Origin of the sequence: Kitasatospora sp. NPDC094028, from assembly GCF_049543595.1 — a bacterium.
GTDB lineage: Bacteria > Actinomycetota > Actinomycetes > Streptomycetales > Streptomycetaceae > Kitasatospora.
The window spans coordinates 252049-272852 of record NZ_JBMVFA010000006.1 but is presented as its reverse complement, the minus strand read 5'-3'; the positions used below and the strand labels follow the sequence as shown (position 1 = coordinate 272852).

20 protein-coding genes are annotated in these 20804 nt (G+C 73.3%); 7 read left to right on the top strand and 13 right to left on the bottom strand.

The features are described 5' to 3' along the window. Positions 1 to 328: 328 nt before the first annotated feature. The gene (locus ACPC54_RS13015) at positions 329 to 1498 is read left to right on the top strand and encodes a sensor histidine kinase (protein ID WP_498964460.1); all 1170 of its coding nucleotides are present in this window, start codon (positions 329 to 331) and stop codon (positions 1496 to 1498) included. 163 nt (positions 1499 to 1661) lie between these two features. On the opposite strand, the gene ACPC54_RS13010 is transcribed toward ACPC54_RS13015, so the two are convergent. Continuing rightward, positions 1662 to 2759: a S1C family serine protease gene (locus tag ACPC54_RS13010; RefSeq protein WP_498964458.1), complete on the bottom strand. Its 1098-nt coding sequence runs from the start codon at positions 2757 to 2759 to the stop codon at positions 1662 to 1664. A 208-nt stretch (positions 2760 to 2967) separates the two neighbouring features. Here ACPC54_RS13010 and galE point away from each other — a divergent pair, with 208 nt between their 5' ends. Then, the gene (gene galE / locus ACPC54_RS13005; RefSeq protein ID WP_498964299.1) at positions 2968 to 3963 is read left to right on the top strand and encodes a UDP-glucose 4-epimerase GalE; all 996 of its coding nucleotides are present in this window, start codon (positions 2968 to 2970) and stop codon (positions 3961 to 3963) included. A 19-nt stretch (positions 3964 to 3982) separates the two neighbouring features. Here the strand turns inward: galE and ACPC54_RS13000 are convergent, their stop codons facing one another. After that, a complete protein-coding gene (locus tag ACPC54_RS13000) occupies positions 3983 to 6400 on the bottom strand; it encodes an outer membrane protein assembly factor BamB family protein (RefSeq protein WP_498964297.1) in 2418 nt (805 codons plus the stop codon). A 425-nt stretch (positions 6401 to 6825) separates the two neighbouring features. Here ACPC54_RS13000 and ACPC54_RS12995 point away from each other — a divergent pair, with 425 nt between their 5' ends. Next, positions 6826 to 7473 (top strand): TetR family transcriptional regulator, encoded by a 648-nt coding sequence (locus tag ACPC54_RS12995; protein ID WP_031063307.1) that lies wholly within the window; start codon positions 6826 to 6828, stop codon positions 7471 to 7473. A 204-nt stretch (positions 7474 to 7677) separates the two neighbouring features. Here ACPC54_RS12995 and ACPC54_RS12990 read toward each other — a convergent pair whose 3' ends face one another. The 6 genes from ACPC54_RS12990 to ACPC54_RS12965 form a co-directional block, all read right to left on the bottom strand. Beyond that, entirely contained in the window at positions 7678 to 8622 is a 945-nt protein-coding gene (locus tag ACPC54_RS12990; RefSeq protein ID WP_498964295.1) for a beta-ketoacyl-ACP synthase III, read from the bottom strand. Between the two features lie 156 nt (positions 8623 to 8778). After that, positions 8779 to 10041 (bottom strand): L,D-transpeptidase family protein, encoded by a 1263-nt coding sequence (locus tag ACPC54_RS12985; protein WP_498964293.1) that lies wholly within the window; start codon positions 10039 to 10041, stop codon positions 8779 to 8781. Positions 10042 to 10163: 122 nt separating this feature from the next. After that, on the bottom strand, positions 10164 to 11327 hold the full coding sequence (mqnE, locus tag ACPC54_RS12980; protein WP_498964291.1) for an aminofutalosine synthase MqnE: 1164 nt from the start codon (positions 11325 to 11327) through the stop codon (positions 10164 to 10166). Between the two features lie 136 nt (positions 11328 to 11463). After that, positions 11464 to 12426, bottom strand: coding sequence for a threonine ammonia-lyase (locus ACPC54_RS12975; RefSeq protein WP_498964289.1), 963 nt, complete (start codon positions 12424 to 12426; stop codon positions 11464 to 11466). Between the two features lie 4 nt (positions 12427 to 12430). After that, a complete protein-coding gene (locus ACPC54_RS12970; protein ID WP_045701400.1) occupies positions 12431 to 12889 on the bottom strand; it encodes an Lrp/AsnC family transcriptional regulator in 459 nt (152 codons plus the stop codon). Positions 12890 to 13008: 119 nt separating this feature from the next. Continuing rightward, positions 13009 to 13686 carry a UbiX family flavin prenyltransferase gene (locus ACPC54_RS12965; protein WP_498964286.1) on the bottom strand — a complete coding sequence of 226 codons (678 nt, stop codon included), beginning with the start codon at positions 13684 to 13686 and terminating at the stop codon, positions 13009 to 13011. A 171-nt stretch (positions 13687 to 13857) separates the two neighbouring features. Here ACPC54_RS12965 and ACPC54_RS12960 point away from each other — a divergent pair, with 171 nt between their 5' ends. The 3 genes from ACPC54_RS12960 (at position 13858) to ACPC54_RS12950 (ending at position 16103) form a co-directional block, all read left to right on the top strand. Beyond that, on the top strand, positions 13858 to 14604 hold the full coding sequence (locus ACPC54_RS12960) for a cyclase family protein (RefSeq protein ID WP_498964284.1): 747 nt from the start codon (positions 13858 to 13860) through the stop codon (positions 14602 to 14604). 108 nt (positions 14605 to 14712) lie between these two features. Further along, a complete protein-coding gene (locus ACPC54_RS12955; RefSeq protein ID WP_498964282.1) occupies positions 14713 to 15429 on the top strand; it encodes an MOSC domain-containing protein in 717 nt (238 codons plus the stop codon). A gap of 119 nt (positions 15430 to 15548) precedes the next feature. Next, the gene (locus tag ACPC54_RS12950) at positions 15549 to 16103 is read left to right on the top strand and encodes a GNAT family N-acetyltransferase (RefSeq protein WP_498964280.1); all 555 of its coding nucleotides are present in this window, start codon (positions 15549 to 15551) and stop codon (positions 16101 to 16103) included. A 28-nt stretch (positions 16104 to 16131) separates the two neighbouring features. Here ACPC54_RS12950 and ACPC54_RS12945 read toward each other — a convergent pair whose 3' ends face one another. Further along, a complete protein-coding gene (locus ACPC54_RS12945) occupies positions 16132 to 16500 on the bottom strand; it encodes a VOC family protein (RefSeq protein ID WP_498964278.1) in 369 nt (122 codons plus the stop codon). An 80-nt stretch (positions 16501 to 16580) separates the two neighbouring features. Between ACPC54_RS12945 and ACPC54_RS12940 the strand changes: the two genes are divergently transcribed. Beyond that, a complete protein-coding gene (locus tag ACPC54_RS12940; protein WP_498964276.1) occupies positions 16581 to 17012 on the top strand; it encodes an LbetaH domain-containing protein in 432 nt (143 codons plus the stop codon). A 53-nt stretch (positions 17013 to 17065) separates the two neighbouring features. Here the strand turns inward: ACPC54_RS12940 and ACPC54_RS12935 are convergent, their stop codons facing one another. The 4 genes from ACPC54_RS12935 to ACPC54_RS12920 form a co-directional block, all read right to left on the bottom strand. Then, positions 17066 to 17785: a DUF6215 domain-containing protein gene (locus ACPC54_RS12935; RefSeq protein ID WP_498964274.1), complete on the bottom strand. Its 720-nt coding sequence runs from the start codon at positions 17783 to 17785 to the stop codon at positions 17066 to 17068. 124 nt (positions 17786 to 17909) lie between these two features. Then, a complete protein-coding gene (locus ACPC54_RS12930; RefSeq protein ID WP_498964272.1) occupies positions 17910 to 18386 on the bottom strand; it encodes an HIT family protein in 477 nt (158 codons plus the stop codon). Continuing rightward, on the bottom strand, positions 18386 to 19282 hold the full coding sequence (gene mqnP / locus ACPC54_RS12925) for a menaquinone biosynthesis prenyltransferase MqnP (RefSeq protein ID WP_498964271.1): 897 nt from the start codon (positions 19280 to 19282) through the stop codon (positions 18386 to 18388). The genes ACPC54_RS12930 and mqnP overlap by 1 nt, the downstream gene beginning before the upstream one ends. Then, positions 19279 to 20730, bottom strand: coding sequence for a menaquinone biosynthesis decarboxylase (locus ACPC54_RS12920; RefSeq protein WP_498964269.1), 1452 nt, complete (start codon positions 20728 to 20730; stop codon positions 19279 to 19281). The genes mqnP and ACPC54_RS12920 overlap by 4 nt, the downstream gene beginning before the upstream one ends. Between the last annotated feature and the right edge of the window lie 74 nt (positions 20731 to 20804).

Sequence of the window (20804 nt, the reverse complement as noted above, 5' to 3'; positions counted from 1 at the left end):
CTCGGGGCGGTTCCGCGACGATCGCTTACACGGTCCTAACCAATGCGTGAGTCTAGAGGGACGCCTGAGCTCCACCCGAACCCTGCTCGCCCCGCAAGACGTCCGGTGGACACCGGGGAGCGACACACGGGACGGGAGGGGGTGGGGATAACCCCCGCTCGTACAGATGTATCACCCCCATGGCATCCGGCACCCCCGGTTCGAGAAGCTTGGGCCCGGCGGCCGGCACCGGCGGCCGACCAGCAGCTCGACCGTGAGGGGACGGTAGACCCAGATGACACCTCCGCACCGCCGTGCCGTGGACGCGATCAGGGAGCAGGACGCCCGGATGGAGCGGCCCCCGCTGTACGGCGCGCGGATGTGGAAACAGGTCGGGACGCTGCTGCTCAACCTCCCGCTGGGCATCGCCGGCTTCGTCCTCGCGATCACCACGCTGTCGGTCGGCACCGGCCTGGCGGTCACCGTGGTCGGCCTGCCGCTGCTGGCCTTCGGCCTCTCCCGCTGCCGCGCCCTGGGCCGGACCGGCCGCCGCCGGGCCCGGGCGGCGTACGGCTCCACGATCGGGGAGCCGCAGCCGGTGCGGCCGCGCCGTCCCGGCACGGCCGGCTTCACCACCGCCCACCTCACCGACCTGCTGAGCTGGCGCTCGGCGCTCTACCACGTGCTGATGCTGCCCTGGGGCATCCTCTGCTTCGTCCTCGCCCTGGTGTCGACCGTCACGCTGTTCCCGCTGCTGCCGTGGGTGGTCCGCGCCCTGGTCGCGGTGGACCGGATCCTGATCGAGGCACTGCTCTTCCCGGGCGCGCTGGCCGAGCGGGTGCGCGAGCTGGAGGACGACCGCGGCACCGTGGTCGACACCGCCGCCGCCGACCTGCGGCGGATCGAGCGGGACCTGCACGACGGCGCCCAGGCCCGGCTGGTGGCGCTGGCCATGGACCTCGGCATGGCCAAGGAGCGGATGCGCGAGGTGGAGACCCCCGACGACGTCGCGGCCGCCACGAAGATGGTGGAGAACGCGCACGGCGAGGTGAAGCTGGCCCTGCAGGAGCTGCGCGACCTGGCCCGCGGCATCCACCCGGCGGTGCTCACCGACCGCGGCCTGGACGCGGCGCTGTCCGCGGTCGCGGCCCGCTGCACCGTCCCCGGCGGGGTCCGGGTGAACGTCGACCTGACCGGTCCGGACGGCGAGCCGGAGCGCCCCGACTCGGCCGTCGAGGGCATCGCGTACTTCACCGTCAGCGAGCTGCTGACCAACGTGTCCAAGCACGCGGGCGCCCGCACCGCCTCGGTGGAGGTCTGGCGCTCGGACGACCAGCTGATGCTGCTGGTCGGGGACGACGGCCGGGGCGGTGCGGCCCCCTACCCGGGCAGCGGCCTGGCCGGCCTGGCCGAGCGGATCCGCGCGGTGGACGGCGTGTTCCTGGTGGAGAGCCCGGCGGGCGGCCCGACCACGGTCACCGTCGAGCTCCCCTGGCGCACCCGCGCCGCCCAGCGCTGACCGCACCCCGGGCGCCGGCACGACGGGGCGCCGGGTGCCCGTCGCAGCGGTGACGGGCTCCCGGCGCCCCTTCCGGTCCGGCGACCGCCCGGCGGAACCCTTGCACGGTGGCCGGGCGGCGCGTCGAACCGGAGCTTCGGGCCGGCACAGCTTCGGGCCGGCACTAGGGCGTCGCGAGCGTGCCGAGGGTGACGTCGGCCGTCCGGCTGTTGCCGTCCCGGGTGTAGGTGACGGTCACCTTGCTGCCCGGGGTGAGCGAGGCGAGCGCGGTGGTGAGCGCGTTCAGCGAGTCGACCGGGGCGTCGCCGAGCTTGGTGATGACGTCGCCGGCCTGCAGACCCGCCGCCGCGGCCGCGCCGCCCGGGGTGACCGAGACGATGACCGCCCCGGCCGGCTGGAACTGCTGGTTGAAGCTGCTGCGCGCGACCACGCCGAGCGCGGCCCGGCCGGAGTTGGTGACCTTGCCCTGCTTGATCAGCTGGTCGGCGATGTTGGTGATGGTGGACGCCGGGATGGCGAAGCCGATGCCGGGGGCGGCCGCGCCGTTGCTCTCCGGCTCGGTCGCGGCGAGGGTGTTGATGCCGATCACCTGGCTGTCCAGGTTGACCAGCGCGCCGCCGCTGTTGCCGGGGTTGATCGCGGCCGAGGTCTGCACCATGTTGCCGATGGTGGCCCCGGGCGAGCCGCCGCCCTGGGGCTCGGAGACCGTCCGGCCGGTGGCCGAGACGATGCCCTGGGTGACGGAGCTGGAGAGCCCGAGCGGGCTGCCCATGGCGAGGGTGATCTGGCCGAGCTGGACCTTGCCCGAGTCGCCGAAGACGGCCGGCTTGAGGCCGCCCGGCGGGCTGCTGAGCCTGATCACCGCGAGGTCGGAGTCGGGGTAGCTGGCGACCAGGGTGGCGTCCAGCGACTTGGTGCTGTTGGCCAGGGTGACGGTGAAGGTGGTCGCGGTGCCGACCACGTGCGCGTTGGTGACGATGTCGCCCTTGTCGTCGTAGACGATCCCGGAGCCGAGGCTGTCGCCGGTGGTGATCTGCACCACCGAGGGCAGCACGTCGGCGATCACCCGCTGATAGGCGTCCTGCAGCTGGTTGGCGCCGCCGGGCTGGGCGGCCGGGGCCGAGGAGGCCTGCCCGGTACCGGTGGCGGTGGCGGCGGGCGGGGCGGAGGACGGCGAGGACGAGGACGACGAGGAGGAGGAACTGCTGCACCCGGCCAGGGCCAGCGCGACCGCCGCCGCCAGCGCGCCCGGGGCGAGCAGCCCCCGCCGGAAGGCCTTGGGCCCGGTCGGGCGCGGGCCGGCCGGAAGGGGGCGGTTGTGTTCCTTCTTGCGGCTCACCTGGCTGCCTCCGATTCGTGACCACGCTGCGAGCACAGAAATCTTTGTCAGCATTTCACCGTTTTGTCCGAATCGCGGGCCCGACTCGCCCGAAACGTCGGCCGGAGGACGGACGGCCTAGGATCGGCGCATGACTTGGCTGATCACTGGCGGTGCGGGTTACATCGGCGGGCACGTTGCCCGCCAGCTGGTCGACGCGGGCGAGCGGATCGTCGTCCTCGACGACCTCAGCACCGGCGACCCCGCCCGGCTGCCCGCCGAGGTCGCCCTGGTCAAGGGCTCCACCCTGGATCGCGCGGTGGTGTCCGCCGCCATCCGCGAGCACGGCGTGACCGGCATCCTGCACTTCGCCGCCAAGAAGCAGGTCGGCGAGTCGGTCGAGCACCCGTTCCTGTACTACCGCCAGAACATGATCGGCCTGCAGACCGTGCTGGAGGCCGCCGCGGACGAGGGCGTGCGGCGCTTCCTGTTCTCCTCCTCCGCCGCCGTCTACGGCATGCCGGACGTCGACCTCGTCACCGAGACCACCCCGTGCGCGCCGATGAACCCGTACGGCGAGACCAAGCTGGCCGGCGAGTGGCTGGTCGCCGCGGCGGGGCGGGCGCACGGCATCTCGACGATCTCGCTGCGCTACTTCAACGTGGCCGGGGCCAGCACGCCCGAGCTGGCCGACCCCGGGGTGTTCAACCTCGTCCCGATGGTCTTCGAGCGGATCACCACCGGCCGCGCGCCGCTGGTCTTCGGCGACGACTACCCGACCCCGGACGGCACCTGCGTGCGCGACTACATCCACGTCTCCGACGTGGCGTCCGCCCACGTCGCGGCGGCCCGCCGGCTCACCGAGGACCGGCCCGGCGAGACCGCGCTGGTGCTCAACATCGGCCGCGGCGAGGGCCTGAGCGTCCACGGGATGCTCGCCCTGATCGGCGAGGTCACCGGGCTGGACACCACCCCCGAGACCATCGCGCGCCGCCCCGGCGACCCGGCCCGGGTGGTGGCCTCGGCCGAGCTGATCCGCCGCGAGCTGGGCTGGCGGGCCCGGTACGACGTCGCCGAGATGGTCGCCTCCGCGTGGGACGCCTGGTGCCACCACCACCCGGAGGCCCGCCAGGCCCAGCAGGCCTGACCCGGCGGGTCCGGCGGGCTCAGCGGGCGGGCACCGCCGTGCCGTAGAAGGCGTCCAGCGCGTACACGCAGCGGTCCTTGGAGCCGACGAAGACCCGCCCGCCGACCGCCACCGGCGAGCCGGTCAGCTCGCCCTTGGTGCCCAGCTCCCAGCGCAGCTGACCGCTCGCCAGGTCCAGGGTGTGCAGCGAGTGGTCCCGGCTGCCCAGGTGCACCAGGCCGTCCGCGAGCGCCGGGGAGCCGACGATCTCGCCGCGGGCCGTGTAGCGCCAGCGCTCCCGGCCGGTGGCCGCGTCGAAGGCGTACAGCACCTCGCCGCTGCCGACCAGCACCGTGCCGTCCCCGACCACCACCGGCTCGGCGCCCTGCCGGCTGCCGGTGACCCCGCGCCAGCGGTCCAGGCCGGTCGCCGCGTCCAGCGCGTAGACGGTGCCCAGGTAGTCGGCCACGTAGAGCGCGTCCGCGTCCAGCGTCGGCGGGGTGAAGAGCACCACCGGGGCCTCGAAGCGCCAGCGCTCGACGCCGGTGGCCGCGTCCAGCGCGTACACCCGGGTGCCGGCCGTCACGTAGAGCACGCCGCCGCGCTCGACCGGGTGCGAGGGCACGTCCTCGCCGACCGGGAAGGACCAGCGCAGGCCGGCGCCGCGCGGATCGACGCAGCGCAGCCGCCCGCCCCCCTGGTAGTAGAGCGCGCCGGACACCAGCGCGGGCCCGGACTGCGGGCTCTCGTAGTCCTGCTGGGCGTCGTCCGCACGCCACAGCTCGGCGCCGTTGGCGGCCGAGCGCAGCTGGACGCCGCCGCCGCGCACGCCGCAGCACAGCACGCCGTCCGCGGCGGAGAGCGAGTAGACCCACCCGTCCAGCGAGGTGCGCCAGCGCTCGGTGCCGTCCGCGACGTCGACGGTGTACAGGTGCGGGCCGTCCGCGGCGTGCAGCCGGCCGGCGTCCACCGCGAGCGCCCAGGCGACGTCCCGGGTCTTGTAGCGGCGCTCGCCGGAGGCGATGTCCAGCGCGTGCACCTCGAAGCTGGAGACGAAGAGCGTGCCGTCCGCGACCACCGGGGTGCCCCAGACGTCGTTGGACATCCGGAACCGCCAGGGGCGCCAGCGGGCGGCCGGGACGGGGTGCTGCGGCGGGGCGGGGGGCGCGGTCGGCGTCCGGCGGACCCAGTCGGTCTCGGCCGGGGCGGTGTGCGGGGCGGCCGGCTCGTGCTCGGCGCGCGGCCCCGGGCCTATCCGCACGGACGCGCCGGACAGCCGCACCTCGACGGGCACCGCGCCGGTGGGCGCCCGGTGCTTGTTCTTGGACGGGATCTTCGCGGTCGCGGCCTCGTGGTCCGGGGCGTGGGCCGGCGGCGGCACGGTGTGCACCGGGCCGGCCGGCGGGGCCTCGTGCCGCACGCCCGCGTGGGTGCGCGGGTCCTCCGGGCCGGCGTGCGGCGGCCGGACCGGCGCCTGCGGGACCGGCGGCCGCTGGGGCGGCTGCGGCGGGTGCGCGACCGAGTGGCCCGACACGCCGGCCGGGGCGGGCTGGGCCGCCGCCGGGCGGATCGGGCGCCGCTTGCGCTCGATCAGCGCCAGCGCGTCGGCGGGCAGCCAGTCCCCCGCCTCGCCGGAGGCGTCGTCCCGGGAGAACAGGTGCGGGGCCAGCTCGGCCTGGATCTGCTCCGGGGTGGGCCGGTGCTCGGGCGCCTGCCGCATGCAGGCGCGGACCAGGTCCATCAGCTCGGGCGGCATGCCGGACAGGTCCGGCTCCTCGCGCAGCAGCTGGAACACCGTCTCGACCGGGTTGGAGCCCCGGTACGGCGGGTGGCCGGTGGCGCAGAAGACCATCAGCGAGCCGAGCGAGAAGACGTCGCTGGCGCCACGCACCGCACGGCTGTCCCGGGCCTGCTCGGGGGACATGTAGGCGGGGGTGCCGACCGCGACGTTGGTCATGGTGAGCCGGGTGCTGGAGACCCCGGCCGCGATGCCGAAGTCGATCACCTTCGGGCCGTCCTCGACCACCAGCACGTTGGAGGGCTTGAGGTCACGGTGGACCAGCCCGGCGGCGTGGATGGACTGCAGGGCCTCCGCGATGCCGGCGATCAGCCAGCGGGTGGCGCCGGCGGGCAGTGGGCCGCACTCCTCGACCAGGTCCTCCAGGGAGGGCGCCGGGATGTAGGCGGTGGCCAGCCAGGGCACCCGGGCGTCCGCGTCGGCGTCCACCACGGCCGCCGTGTAGAAGCCGCCGACCGTCTTGGCCGCCGCGATCTCCCGCGCGAAGCGGACCCGGAACAGCTCGTCCTCGGCCAGTTCCCCCCGGACGGTCTTGATGGCCACCCGCCGCCCCGCCGCGGAACGTGCCAGGTAGACCAGCCCCATCCCGCCCGCGCCGAGCCGCCCCAGCACCTCGAAGGGCCCGATCCGCCTCGGATCGTGCGCCGTCAGCTGGTCCACTCCGCTGCCACCTCCCCGTTGTCCGCACCCGCCGCGTGGTGCCGGACCCGATTCTCCAATGCCGCCCGGCGCATCTCCAACCTCCCCCGCCCGGCGGCCACCGCCGAACGCCCCCTGGTCAGGGATGACGGAAAGGCCGGATTCTGACGCCGGCTCCGTAAGTCGCTTGCGCCCGGACGCTCCGACACTCCACACGAAACCCCCGCAGGTCCCGACCGGCGTCGTCACGCTCTGTCACTCGACCATCCCTCAGCGGACTCGCCGTCACGCTGTGGAATCAAAAGCACACGGGGGGGCTACAACGGAACGGCCGAGGTCCGGTGAATATCCGTCCGAAGTGGTTCATGGCGCTATAGCAACCCCCGTGCGGAGTAATAGTCGCATCACCGAATCGCGCCAAGATCGTGCCACGGTAAGCTGACGGCATGACAGGACAAGTTCGCACCGTCGACGGTCGCGTCGCCGGGCGACGCGGACAGGAGACGCGGCAGAAGCTGCTCGACTGCCTCCGCGAGATGCTCAGCACGTCGCCCTATCGGGACGTCAAGGTCATCGACGTCGCCCGTATGGCGGGTACCTCCCCCGCGACCTTCTACCAGTACTTCCCGGATGTCGAGGGCGCTGTCCTCGAAATCGCCGAGGAAATGGCCAAGGACGCCGACACCCTCAAAGAGCTGGTGGCCGGAAAGTCCTGGGCAGGGAAGTCCGGCCCGACCACTTCGGAAGAACTGGTCGACGGATTCCTCGCCTTCTGGCGCAAGAACGACGCCATTCTCCGCGTGGTCACGCTGGGTGCAGCCGAAGGGGACAAGCGGTTCTTCAAGATCCGCATGACCGTCCTCAACGCGGTCGCCAAGCCGCTCGCGGAGGCCGTCAAGGAACTCCAGGCGAAGGGTCAGGCCGACAAGTCGCTCGACCCGAACGCCGTCGCCGGGGCCCTGGTCTCGCTGCTCGCCTCGGCGGCCGAGCACCAGAAGGCCTTCACCTCCTGGGGCGTCAAGGTCAAGGACCTCAAGCCCAATCTCGCTCCCCTGGTGTACCTGGGCGTCACCGGCAAGAAGGCGCCCAAGTAGACCATCCGTTCGATCCACCATCCGCTCCGCGCGCAGCCCCGGCCTCCTGTCCGGGGAACGACGGACGGCGGCCGTGTCCTCGGGGGAGGTCCGCCGACGTACCGCACGCGCGCCCGACATGCCGGTGGGCGGGCACCCTTCACACGGGGTGCCCGCCCACCGGCATTCTTCGGTCCTGGGCGCTGTTTCCGGCCTCCTGGGGCGCTACGGGCAGCGGACGACCTGCCCGGCGTAGGCGAGGCCGCCGCCGAAGCCGAAGAGCAGCACCGGGTCGCCCGGGGAGAGCTCCCCGCGCTCGACCAGCTTGGAGAAGGCGAGCGGGATGGAGGCGGCCGAGGTGTTGCCGGAGTCGACCACGTCCCGGGCCACCACGGCATCGCCGAGGCCCAGCTTCCCGGCGATCGCGTCGATGATCCGCAGGTTGGCCTGGTGCGGGACGAAGCCCTTCAGCTCGGACGGGTCGATCCCGGCCCGCTCGCAGGCCTGCCGGGCGAGCGGGGCGAGCTGGGTGGTGGCCCAGCGGAACACCGACTGGCCCTGCTGGCTGATCACCGGGTCCCAGCCGGTGATGACCACGGCGTCGCCCCGCTCCGGCTCGGAGCCCCAGACCACCGGCCCGATGCCGGGCTCGGCGCCATCCTCCTGGGCCTCGACCACCGCGGCACCGGCGCCGTCGCCGAAGATCACGCAGGTGGAGCGGTCGGTCCAGTCGAGCGTGTCGGTCATCCGCTCGGCGCCGATCACCAGGGCGCGGCTCGCCGCACCGGCCCGGATCGCGTGGTCGGCGGTCGCCAGCGCGTAGGAGAAGCCGGAGCAGACGGTGTTGATGTCGTACGCGGCCGGCGAGCGCACGCCCAGCCGGGCGGCCACGGCGGCGGCGGTGTTGGGGCTGCGCTCGATCGCGGTGCAGGTGGCGACCACGACGAGGTCGATCTCCGCGGCGGTGCGGCCGCTGCGCGCGAGCGCCTTCTGCGCGGCCTCGGTGGCGAGGTCGACCAGGGTCTCTTCCTCGGCGATGTGCCGGGACCGGATCCCGACCCGGGTGCGGATCCATTCGTCGTCGGTGTCGACGAGCGCCGCCAGGTCGTCGTTGGTCAGGACCTTGGCGGGCTGGTAGTGCCCCAGTGCCACAATGCGAGAACCGCTCATACCGCCATGGAACCCGGTTACCCGCTGGTCAGATGGGCGTGACCGGCACAGGATCGTCGGCCCCGAACTGTAGGAGACCCACAAGGGCCTTGCGGCGCGCGGCCTCCCCGGCCGCCCCGGCCGCCCCGGTCGCCCCGGACGGCCCGTCCGCCCCGGTCAGGCGGCCAGCGCGGCCGCGTCGCCCATCACCACGACCGGGTGCGCGGCCGGGTCCAGGGTACGGATGAGCTGGGCCATCTTGTCCTCGGGTATCGACACGCAGCCGTGGGTGGGGCCGTCGTGGTCGACGTGCAGCCAGATCCCGCCGCCCTTCCCGGCACCCATCGGGCGGCGCATGTCGAGCGGGGAGCTGCCGGCGACCCGGTTGTAGTTGATCGCGACCACGTAGTCGAAGGAGCCGGCCAGCTGGTCGCCGAAGAAGCCCGTCCCGGAGACCACGAAGCTCGGGTCCTTGTCGTACGGGAGCTTGCTGCCCGGGTTGTCCTTGCGGCCACCCGCGTCGGTGAGCGAGAAGACGCCGATCGGGCTGCGCAGGTCGTTCTGGTTGTGGTCGGCCGTCCAGCCGTTCTTGCCGTTGTGGCCCTGCCAGGTCTCCCCGGCCAGCCAGCGGCCCTCGGGGGTGCGGGTCCACAGGACGACGGTGTTCTTGTCGGTGTTCTTGTCCTGGCCGGAGGCGACCAGCACCTGGGTGGTCTCGGCCGGGATCTTCGCGGTGAAGCTCGGGCCGAGACCGGGTATCGCGGCCACCGAGGCGTCCGCCCGGGCCTCGCCGCGGGCGGCGGCCGCGGGCTGGGCCTGCCGGTCGGCGGCGGCCTGCACGGCGGCGGGCGCCGGGGTGGGCTGGTCGGGGCGGCTTGCGTCCGGGCCGGGGCCGTCCGCGGCGGTGAGCGCGGGGCGGGCGTCGTCCTGGCCGACGGTGTACCAGCCGGCGGCGGCCGCGACCAGCAGCGCGGTGCCGGCCATCATGGCCTTGCCGTGGCGCTTCTGCTTCGCCTTGCGGCGGCGGCCCCGGGCGGCGGCGCGGGAGCCCGCGGGGGCGGCCGGCTCGACGGATCCGGTGACCGCCACGGGCTCGGCGAACTCGACGGACTCGGGGGCCGGCTCGGGCACGGGGGCCGGCTCGGGCTCGTACAGGTAGGCCGGCTCGGCCTCGGCCGGGTACGGCTGGAACGGCTGGTCGTAGCCGCCGGCGTCGTGGGTCCCGTAGTACCCGTCAGCGGCCTGCGGGGCCTGCTGGTAGTCGCCGTACCACTCCTGCTGGATCATCGGCTGCTGGTACGTCTGGGGGGCCTCGTAGCCCTCGTAGCCGCCGTACTGCGCCTGGTACGGCGGGTCGTACGACTGCTGCGGCACCTCGTACACCGGCTCCGGTATCGGCTCGTACGGCGGGTACGTGGTGGCGCGATGGGAACCGGACATGTCCTCGATCCTGCCAAATGCCGTACCCGTTGGTAAACCCGGGTCGCGTGCGGAGGCAGTGAAGACACTGCCGCCCGGGCCGAGTGCCGGCCCGGGCGACGGGGTTGGGAGGAGTGCCGGAGTCAGAGGCGCATCGCCTGCGGGGTCTCGCGGCGCAGAAGGTCCGGGCCGTCGTACTCGCGGATGACCTCGTAGCGGGTGTTGCGCTCGACCGGGCGGAAGCCGGCGTCGCGGATCAGGCCGAGCAGGTCGTCGCGGCCGAGCTTGTTCGGCGTGCCGAAGTTGTCCGCGTCGTGGGTGATCTTGTACTCGACCACCGAGCCGTCCATGTCGTCCGCGCCGTGGCTGAGCGCCAGCTGGGCGGTGGCGACGCCGTGCATCACCCAGAAGACCTTGACGTGCGGGACGTTGTCGAAGAGCAGCCGGGAGACCGCGAAGGTCTTCAGCGCCTCGGCGCCGGTGGCCATCTCGGTGCGGTCCATCAGCTTGTTGCGCACGACGCCGTCCTTGGAGTCGTGGAAGTCGTGCTGGTAGCGCAGCGGGATGAAGACCTGGAAGCCGCCGGTCTCGTCCTGCAGCTCGCGCAGCCGCAGCACGTGGTCGACCCGGTGGCGGGGCTCCTCGATGTGGCCGTACAGCATGGTGCAGGGCGTCTTGAGGCCCTTGGAGTGCGCCAGGCGGTGGATCCGCGACCAGTCCTCCCAGTGGGTGTCGTGGTCGACGATGTGCTGGCGGACCTCCCAGTCGAAGATCTCCGCGCCGCCACCGGTCAGCGACTCCAGGCCGGCGTCGATCAGCTCGTCGAGGATCTCGTCGGCGGACAGGCCGCTGATCTTCTCGAACCAGTGGATCTCGGTGGCGGTGAAGGCCTTCAGCGAGACGTTCGGCAGGGCGGCCTTCAGCTCGCGCAGCGAGCGCGGGTAGTAGCGCCAGGGCAGGGTCGGGTGCAGGCCGTTGACGATGTGCAGCTCGGTGAGGGACTCGCTCTCCATCGCCTTGGCGAGGCGGACGGCCTCCTCGATGCGCATCGTGTAGGCGTCCTTCTCGCCCGGCTTGCGCTGGAACGAGCAGTACGCGCAGGACGCGTTGCACACGTTGGTCATGTTGAGGTGGCGGTTGACGTTGAAGTGGACGACGTCGCCGTTCTTCCGCGTCCGCACGTGGTGGGCGAGGCCGCCCAGCCAGGCCAGGTCGTCGCTCTCGTAGAGTGCGATCCCGTCCTCGCGGGTCAGCCGCTCACCCGCGTAGACCTTCGCCTCCAGCTCGCGCTTGAGCCCTGCGTCCATGCGGTGACCCGCCTCCTCCGACTTTCGAATCCTTGCCGGAGACGAGCGTACGCCTATGCACACGGCGCTCCCGCGAGGGCGTGGCCCTAGAGGGCCCGTCTTCAAACCCCCGCCTGCGGGGGTTTGAAGACGGGCCCTAGGAGCTGAGCAGCTCCGTGAGCAGGGCCGGGTCGATGTTGCCGCCGCTCACCACGGCGGCGACGGCCTGTCCGCCGGTCTCGGCGGCCCGGTGGAAGTAGGCCGCCGGGGCGACCGCGCCGGACGGCTCGGCGACCAGCCGGCCGCGCCGGGCCAGCAGGGCGACGGTGGTGCGGATCTCGTCCTCGGTGACGGTGACGATGTCGTCCACGTAGGTGGTGATGTGCTCGTAGGGCAGCGCGCCGACCGAGGGGGTGCGCAGCCCGTCCGCGATGGTCCGGTAGGTGTCGGCCACCGGCCACTCCACCCGGCGGCCGGAGCGCAGGCTCGCCTGCGCGTCGGCGGCCAGCTCGGGCTCCACGCCGATCACCCGGATGCCCGGGCGGGTGAGCTTGAGCGCGGCCGCCGTGCCGCCGATCAGCCCGCCGCCGCTGACCGGCACCAGGACGGTGTCCAGCTCGGCCGGGGCGTCCTCGGCGATCTCCAGGCCGACCGTGCCCTGGCCCGCGATGATGAACGGGTCGTCGTACGGCGGCACCCAGACGTAGCCGTGCCGCTCGGCCAGCTCGGCGGGCAGGGCGTCCCGCTCCCCGGGCGCGACCAGCACCACCTCGGCGCCGAACGAGCGGGTGGCCTCGACCTTGACGGCCGGCGAGGTGTCCGGCATCACGATCACGGCCTTCACGCCGAGCAGCCGCGCCGCGTACGCCACCGCCTGCGCGTGGTTGCCGCTGGACTGGGCGACCACGCCGCGCGCACGCTCGTCAGCCGTCAGCGCGGCCAGCCGGTTGTACGCGCCGCGGGTTTTGAAGGCGCCGGTCGGCTGGAGGTTCTCCGGCTTCAGCCAGAGCCGGCGCTCGCCCTCCTCCGCCCAGGGGGCGGGGACCAGCGGGGTGCGGACGACCACGCCCGCGATCCGCTGGCGGGCGGCGCGCAGCTCCTCCAGACCGACCAGTGCCATCGCGTCACTCTCCTACGGGGGGGAGTTCACTCACCCGGTTCTCCCACTTGGTGGAGAGTACGACGGTGGTGCGGGTGCGGGCCACACCCTTTGTGCCCGAGATCCGCTTCACCACCGACTCCAGGCCGGCCACGTCGGCCACCCGGACCTTGAGCATGTAGGAGTCGTCGCCGGCGATGAACCAGCAGTCCTCGACCTCGTTGAGGTCCTTCAGCCGGAACCCGACGTCGTCGTGGTCGGCGGCGTCGGTGAGCTGGAGGCCGATCAGGGCCGTCACGCCGAAGCCGAGCGAGGCCGGGTTGACCGTCGCCCGGTAGCCGGTGATCACACCGGCCTGCTCCAGCCGGTTGATGCGGTCCGTGACGCTCGGTCCGGAGAGGCCGACCAACCGGCCCAGCTCGGCGTAGGACGCGCGGCCGTTCTCCCGGAGCGCCTGGATGAGCTGTCTGTCCACCGTGTCCATATACCGTCCGCGTCCTTCCGAACCTCACCAGACCCACAGATCATTATCCGGATTCGAAGGCGCTGCGCGCTGAACGACCCGGATATCGCAGAGAAGATACTCTCCCGCGCCCGGTCGCCTTACTCCCCCTCAGCCGGTGCGCCGTCCGCGCCGCCGGATCGCCGGGCCGCCGCTCCCAACTCCCCTTCCCAGCGCAGGTACAGGGAATGCGGCACGCCGACCGCGTCCAGCACCCGGCCGGCCACGAAATCGACGAGTTCGCGCACGGTGGAGCCGCCGGCGTAGAAACCGGGCGAGGCGGGGAGCACCACGGCGCCCTGCGCGTCGAGTTCCACCAGGTGCTTCAACGTCACCCCGTTGAGTGGCGTCTCGCGCACGCACACGACGAGCGGGCGGCGCTCCTTGAGGGTGACGCTGGCCACCCGCTGCAGCAGGTCCTTGCTCAGGCCGAGGGCGATCCCGGCCACCGCGCCGGTGGTCGCCGGCACCACCAGCATGCCCTTGGCCGGGTACGAGCCGCTGGACGGTCCGGCCGCGAAGTCCCCGGCGGACCAGTAGCGGACGTCGGCGAGGGCGTCCTCGTCGACGGCCAGCCAGGCGGCGAGGTCGGCGCGCCAGTGGGCGTCGCGGAAGGAGATGCCGGTCTCGTCGAGGATGGTCAGCCGCGCGGCGCGGCTGACGATCAGGTCCACCGCCTCGCCGGCGGCCAGCAGCGCCCGGATCACGGAGGCGGCGTACGGCGTCCCCGACGCGCCCGAGACCCCGACCACCCACGGTTGACGCTTCGCAGTTCCCATGGGGCATTTGTATCCGGCTTCACCCCGTGCGCCCATCCGGCCCCACCGGCCGCGCCGGCCGGTGGGGCCGGGGTGGCGCGCCGGTCTCCGGGGGGCGTGGGGTGTGTGAAGGCTGGTGCCGGGGGTGCGCGAAGGGGTCCGCGGCCGGGCCGCCCCTGGGAGGATGGGGCCATGGCAGCGACCCTCGTCGACCTCACCCACCAGGTGACCACCGCGATGCCGGTCTACCCCGGCGACCCGTCCGTCCTGCTGGAGCCGGCGCTCACCACCGCCACCGCAGGGGTGAACGTGCTGGCCCTGCACCTGGGCTCGCAGTCCGGAACGCACGTGGACGCGCCCTACCACGTGGACGTCACCTGGCCGACCCTGGACGGGCTGCCGCTGGAGCGGTTCACCGGCCCGGCCGTGGTGGCCGACCTGCGTGGACTGGCCCCCCGGACGGCCGTCACCCCCGACCTGCTGGCGCCCGCGCTGGAGCGCTGCGGCGCCGGCGACGTGCTGCTGCTGGCCACCGGCTGGGCCCGGCACTGGGGCACCGACGCGTACCTCGCCCACCCCAGCCTGACCCCGGCCGCCGCCGAGGCGATCGTGGCCGCCGGGGTGCGGACGGTCGGCGTGGACGCGCTCAGCGTCGACCCGACCCCGGACCCGGGCCCGGGCGACCCGGCGGTGGCCGCGCTGCTCGCCGACCTCACCGACGAGCACGACCAGGGCGCGGCCGCCGACGAGCCGACCCTGGCGGCGCACCGGGTGCTGCTGGGGGCGGACGGCGGCGGGGTGATCGCCGAGAACCTGACGGACCTGCGGCTGCTGCTGGAGGCGCAGGAGGCCGGGCGGCCGGTGGAGGTCTCGCTGTTCCCGCTGCGGCTGGTCGCGGCGGACGGCGCGCCGGTGCGGGCGGTGGCCCGGCTGGGCTGAGCGCGGCCGAGCGCGAGGCGCGCGGCGGCTCCCCGGGGCTCACCGACGTCCGGGCGCACCGGACTTGGTCTAGACCATCCCCCGGCGCCGCCGCTACGCTTTCCCGCCATGGCTGAGATCATCGGAGTGATCGAGCGACTCTGGCGCTACCCCGTGAAATCCACCGGCGGCGAGCGGCTCGACTCCGTCGAGGTGGACGTGCGCGGCCTGGCCGGCGACCGCCTCTACGCCGTCCGCGACGCGGCCGGCCGGCTCGGCTCCGGCAAGAACACCCGGCGCCTGCGCCGGATGGACGGCCTGCTCCGGCTCTCCGCCCGGCTCGGCCGCCGGATCGACGGCCCCGAGCTGTTCGACCCGCTCGGCCGCCCGGTCGCCGACCCGACCGCCTTCCTGCGCGCCTACCTCCTGCGCGAGGACGTCGAACTCGCCCGCGAGGACGGCGTCCCGCACTTCGACCGGCTGCCGGTCAGCGTGGTCACCACCGCCACCCTGGACTGGGTGCGCGAGGCCGTCCCGCTGACCGTCGTGGACGAGCGGCGGTTCCGTCCGAACATCGTGCTGCGCACCCCGCCCGGCACCCCGCCGTTCGTCGAGGACGAGTGGTTCGGGCGCCAGGCCCGCGGCGAGGCCCCCGGCAGCGCCCGGCTGGCCTTCGTCGACTCCAGCGAGCGCTGCGTGATGACGGGCGCCCCGCAGCCCGGACTGCCGCACGCCCCGGAGATCCTGAAGGCGATCGTGCACGCCCACGACGGCCGGCTGGACGCGCTCGCCGAGGTCGCCGCGCCGGGCCGGCTGCGGCTCGGCGACCGGATCGTCCTGGACTGACCCGGTCGCGGATCTCCTGATCGCGGCCGCGGGCGGCCGCTGACGCCCCCGGCCAACTGCCGCCGACGCCGCGGAAATCCGCTTGCGGCTCCCACCTGCGGCGATGGAATCATCGTCCGATGAACATCACCATCAGGCGCGTGCGCCGCGAGGAATGGCCGCAGGTCAAGCAGCTGCGGCTGGACGCCCTGCTCGACCCGGTCGCGTCCATCGCCTTCCTGGAGACGCACGAACAGGCCGCCGCCAAGCCCGACAGGTTCTGGCAGGAGCGCGCCGCGAACGCCGCCGAGGGCGGCTCCGTGTGCCAGCTCGTCGCGGAGGCCGAGGACGGGCGCTGGCTCGGCTCGATGACCGTGCTGGTCGAGCTGCCCGGCGGGCAGGGCGCCCTGGAGGGCGACGTCATCGTGGCCCCGCAGACGCACCTCGTCGGCGTCTTCGTCCGGCCCGAGGCGCGCGGCACCGGCCTGGCCCACGACCTCGCCCGGGCGGCGGCCGAGTGGTCCTGGTCGCTCACCGAGCCCGTGGTCGAGCGGCTGCGGCTGTACGTCCACGAGGACAACGCCCGCGCCGCGGCGATGTACGCCCGGGCCGGGTTCAAGGCCACCGGCGCGTCGGGGCCCGTCCCCGGCGACGACACCCACCGGGAGATCGAGATGGAGATCCGCCGGGGCTGACGGGCAGGGGCCGGCTCCCGACCGCGGGTCACTTCCCGATCAGGCAGAACGGGTGGCCGGCCGGGTCCGCGTAGACCCGCCAGCCGGCCGCTTCGCGCAGCCGGACGGCGCCGATCGCGAGCACCGCGCGCTCGGCGCCGTCGAGGTCCGTGACGTCGACGTCCAGATGCGCCTGCTGGGGGTGCTCGGCGGACGGCCAGCGCGGCGGCCGGTAGTCGGCGACGCGCTGGAAGCCGAGCACCGTGCCGTCGTCGAGGTGCAGGGTGGACCAGTTCTCGTCGAGCGACCAGTTCCGGTCCGGACGGTCGACCTCGCCGCCGAGCAGGGCGGCGTAGAACCGGGCGAGCGCGGCCGGCTCGGGGCAGTCGATCACCAGGCACTGCAGCTTGCCGATCACGCTTCTCCTCCGGGGTGTTGGCGCTCGTCGTGCCCCGATTCTGCCGCACGGCAGATGGCCGTGAGTATGATCCGACGATCATGATCGAGAGCGAGTTCTGGCAGCGGCTGGACGGCGTCCGGCGGGAGCACGGCCTCCGCACCCCCGGCGAACTGATGGCGCTCACCGAGCACGGCGTCACGGTGCTCGACCCGTTCTCGGTGCTGGTCTCGACCCGGGTGCGGCTCGGCCCGGAGACCGTGCTGTACCCCGGCGCGGTGATCGAGTGCGACGCCCGCAGCCGGTGCGAACTCGGGCCCGGGGCCGTCCTGTTCGGCGGCGCCCGGATCACCGCGACCGGCGGCGGGCTGATCGGCGTCGGGCACGGCGCGCTGATCGGCGAGGGCGGCGCACGGCTCAAGGCGGCGGGCGCCGACCGGATCGAGCTCGGCGACGCGGTCCGGATCGCCAACGGCGCCGAACTGAGCGGGAGTTGCCGGCTCGGCGCCGGCGCCCAGCCGGCCGGGCGCTGAACGCGCGAAGAGGCGGCCGCCGGAATCCGGCAGCCGCCCCTCGCCGTGGGGTGCTACGAGCCCGCGACCCAGCCCGGCATGGTCGGCAGCAGCTTCTCCGCGAGCCGGTACATCGTCGCGTCGTCGACGGCCCCGCCGTCCGTCCGGAAGACGTCGAACTCGACGGCCCGGCTGCCGGGGGCCTTGGGGTCCTCCGCGACGATGAGGTTCCGGGTGCCGGGCCCGCTCTTGAGCCCGGTCTTCCCGTCCTTCCCGGTCTCGGTGACGAAGGACACCGCGCTGCTCGAATAGATCGCGGCGGGATGGCCGAGGACGGTGGTCTTCGTGGCGAAGAACTGCGGCATGCCGAGCATGTCGTCGACCGAGGTGGTGCCCTCGATGACGGCGACCGCGCCGTGCCGCAGGCGCACCTCCACCATCGGGTCCTTCCCCATCGCCATCGGCATCGGGTGCGCCGTCACGATGCGATCGTCCGGCCTGCCCAGCAGCGCAGGCAGGTCGGGGCGGTTCAGCGCGGCGCAGACGGCCGCGTACCCCGGCGAATCGTTCGGCCCGGGGGTCTGGCACACGACCGGCTTGTCCTCGTTCTCGTCCGCCGCCGACGAGCGGCCGTCGAGCAGCCCCATCCCCCACAGCCCGGCCAGCACCCCACCGACCAGCGCCACCACGGCCGCCAGCTTGACCCCCGCCCGGTCCCCGGCCGGCGCGGCGGCCGGCTCGGCAGCCGGCTCCGCGCCCTGCTCGGGACCGTTCTCGACGTTCTCGGTTTCCACGCCCACCCCCCTGATACCCGGCCCGCCCCGCGAGCCGACCGCGATCGTAGCGCGCCCACGCCCCCCGTGACCTGCGGGTTTCCGGCAGCGCACCAGGCCTCTCGGACGTCCGGCCCGGTCGGCGCTACGGCAGGGCGTCGAGTTCGGCGGTGAGGCGGGCGCGGAGGGCGTCGTGGGCGGGGCCGAGGGCGAGCTGCGGGTCCTGCCAGTGGTCGCGCGGGTAGTCCCAGACCGGGCGGCGGACCAGGTGCGGGGGCTCCCAGTCGTAGCGGGGCCAGACGTGGGCGTGCAGGAACGGGTCCTTGTTGCCGAGGATTTCGAGGTTGACCCGGCGGAAGGCGGGGTCGGCGGCCCGGCAGGCCCGTTCGACCGCCTCGCCGAGCCGGTCGAGGTCGGCGAGGTAGGCGAGGCGGCGCGGGCGGGGCAGGTCGGTGAGCCGTTCCGCGCCCGGCTCGTCGGTCAGCAGGACCGAGTAGCCGGGCAGGAACTGGACGTCCCCGATCACGGCGAAGCCGGCCGACAGCCGGCGCAGGACGGTCGGGTTCTCGCCGCGCAGCGCGGTGCCGATCCGGTCGGACCGCCAGTCGGGCTCCGGCGTCATCAGATGCCGAGGCCGCGGATGACGAGGTCGGCCAGGGCGAAGAAGAACAGCGAGACGCCGACGAAGCTGTTCGTCTGGAAGAAGGCCCGGTTGAGCTTCGAGAGGTCGTTCGGCCTGACGATGGTGTGCTCGTAGAGGAACGCGCCCGCGACCACGGCCAGGCCGATCCAGAAGGCCACCCCGGCGTGGGTCAGGACGGCGAACCAGCCCAGCAGCAGCGTGGTCACGACGTGGCACGCCCGTGCGCCCCGGATCGCGGCGGGCACGCCGAAGCGGGCCGGAACGGCGCGCACGCCGTTCTCGCGGTCGGACTCGACGTCCTGGCAGGCGTAGATGAGGTCGAAGCCGCCGATCCAGATGCCGACCGCCGCGCCGAGCACGACGGCCTCCCAGGACCAGCTGCCGGTCACCGCGAGCCAGGCGCCCACCGGGCCCATGGCCTGGGCGATGCCGAGGATCGCCTGCGGGAAGTCCGTGAAGCGCTTGCCGTACGGGTAGACCACCATCGGCACGACGGCGACCGGCGCGAGCGCCAGGCAGAGCGGGTTGAGCATGGCCGCCGCGCCGAGGAACACCACGAGGGCCACCGCCGAGCCGACGTACGCGGTCTTCAACGACACCGCGCCGGTGACGAGTTCGCGCCCCGCGGTGCGCGGGTTCCGGGCGTCGATCTCGCGGTCGATGATCCGGTTGGCCGCCATCGCGAAGGTCCGCAGGCCGACCATGCACACGGTGACGATGAACAGCTCGCCCCAGTGCACCCGTTCGTCGGCGAGGAACATGGCCGTCAGCGCGGCGATGTACGCGAACGGGAGCGCGAAGACCGAGTGCTCGATCATCACCAGGCGCAGGAACGCCTTGGTGCGTCCCGGGGTTTCGAACGCCGCGGTGCTCACAGTCCGTATTCCTTCCAGCGCCGGGAGACCAGCGCGGCCGTGGCCGGGTCGGAGGCCACCATCTCCGGCCACCCGCCGTCCCGGGTGTAGCCCTCCTCGGGCAGCTTGCGGGTCGCGTCGATGCCGGCCTTGCCGCCCCAGAACTGCTGGTAGGAGGCGTGGTCGAGGTGGTCGACGGGGCCTTCGACGACGGTCAGGTCCCGGCTGTAGTCGACGTTGCCGAAGGCCCGCCAGGCGACTTCCTGGTAGTCGTGGACGTCGCAGTCGGCGTCGACCACGATGATCAGCTTGGTGAGCGACATCATGTGCGCGCCCCAGATCGCGTGCATCGTCTTCTGGGCGTGCTTCGGGTACTTCTTGTCGATCGAGACGATCACGCAGTTGTGGAAGCCGCCGGCCTCGGGCAGGTCGTAGTCGACGATGTCCGGGATGATGATCTTCAGCAGCGGCAGGAAGAACCGCTCGGTGAACTTGCCCAGCGGGCCGTCCTCGGTCGGCGGGCGGCCGACCACGATGGACTGCAGAATCGGCCGCCGCCGCATCGTCACACAGTCGATCTTCAGGGCGGGGAACGGCTCCTGCGGGGTGTAGAAGCCGGTGTGGTCGCCGAACGGGCCCTCGGGGAGCATCTCGCCGGGTTCCAGCCAGCCCTCGATCACCACTTCGGCGTCGGCCGGGACCTGCAGCGGCACGGTCTTGCAGTCGACCATCCGGACCCGCTCGCCGGCGATGAACCCGGCGAAGAGGTACTCGTCGATGTCGCCGGGCAGCGGCGCGGTGGCCGCGTAGGTGACGGCCGGCGGGCAGCCGAAGGCGATCGCGACGGGCAGGCGCTCGCCGCGCTTCGCGGCGACGGCGTAGTGGTTTCGGCTGTCCTTGTGGATCTGCCAGTGCATCCCGATGGTGCGCTTGTCGTGCCGCTGGAGCCGGTACAGGCCGAGGTTGCGGATGCCGGTGTCGGGGTGCTTGGTGTGGGTCAGGCCGAGGTTGAAGAAGGAGCCTCCGTCGAGCGGCCAGGTGAACAGCGCCGGGAGCCGGTCGAGGTCGACGTCGTCGCCGGTGAGCACGACCTCCTGCACGGGCGCGTCCTTGACGTGCCGCGGCGGGACGTGGGTCATCGAGGCGAGCTTGCCGAAGGCGTCGCGGAAACCGGTGAAGCCCTGCGGCAGTTCGGGCTTGAGCAGGCCGGCGATCTTCTCGGAGATGTCGTCCGGCCCCTTGAGGCCCAGGGCCTTGGCGAGCCGGCGCTCCGTCCCGAAGACGTTCATCGCGAGCGGCATCGAGGAGCCCTTGACGTTCTCGAAGAGCAGCGCCGGGCCCTTGGCCTTCTGCACCCGGTCGACGATCTCTCCGATCTCCAGGTGCGGGTCCACCTCCGCCTTGATGCGCTTGAGGTCGCCTTCGCGGTCGAGGGCCCGGAGGAACGAGCGGAGATCGTCGTATGCCATGCCTGTCAGTATCCGCCACCCGATAGCCTGGCTTGGTCAAGGGCCCCGGGAAGGCGCCCGCCGCTACCGCCGTC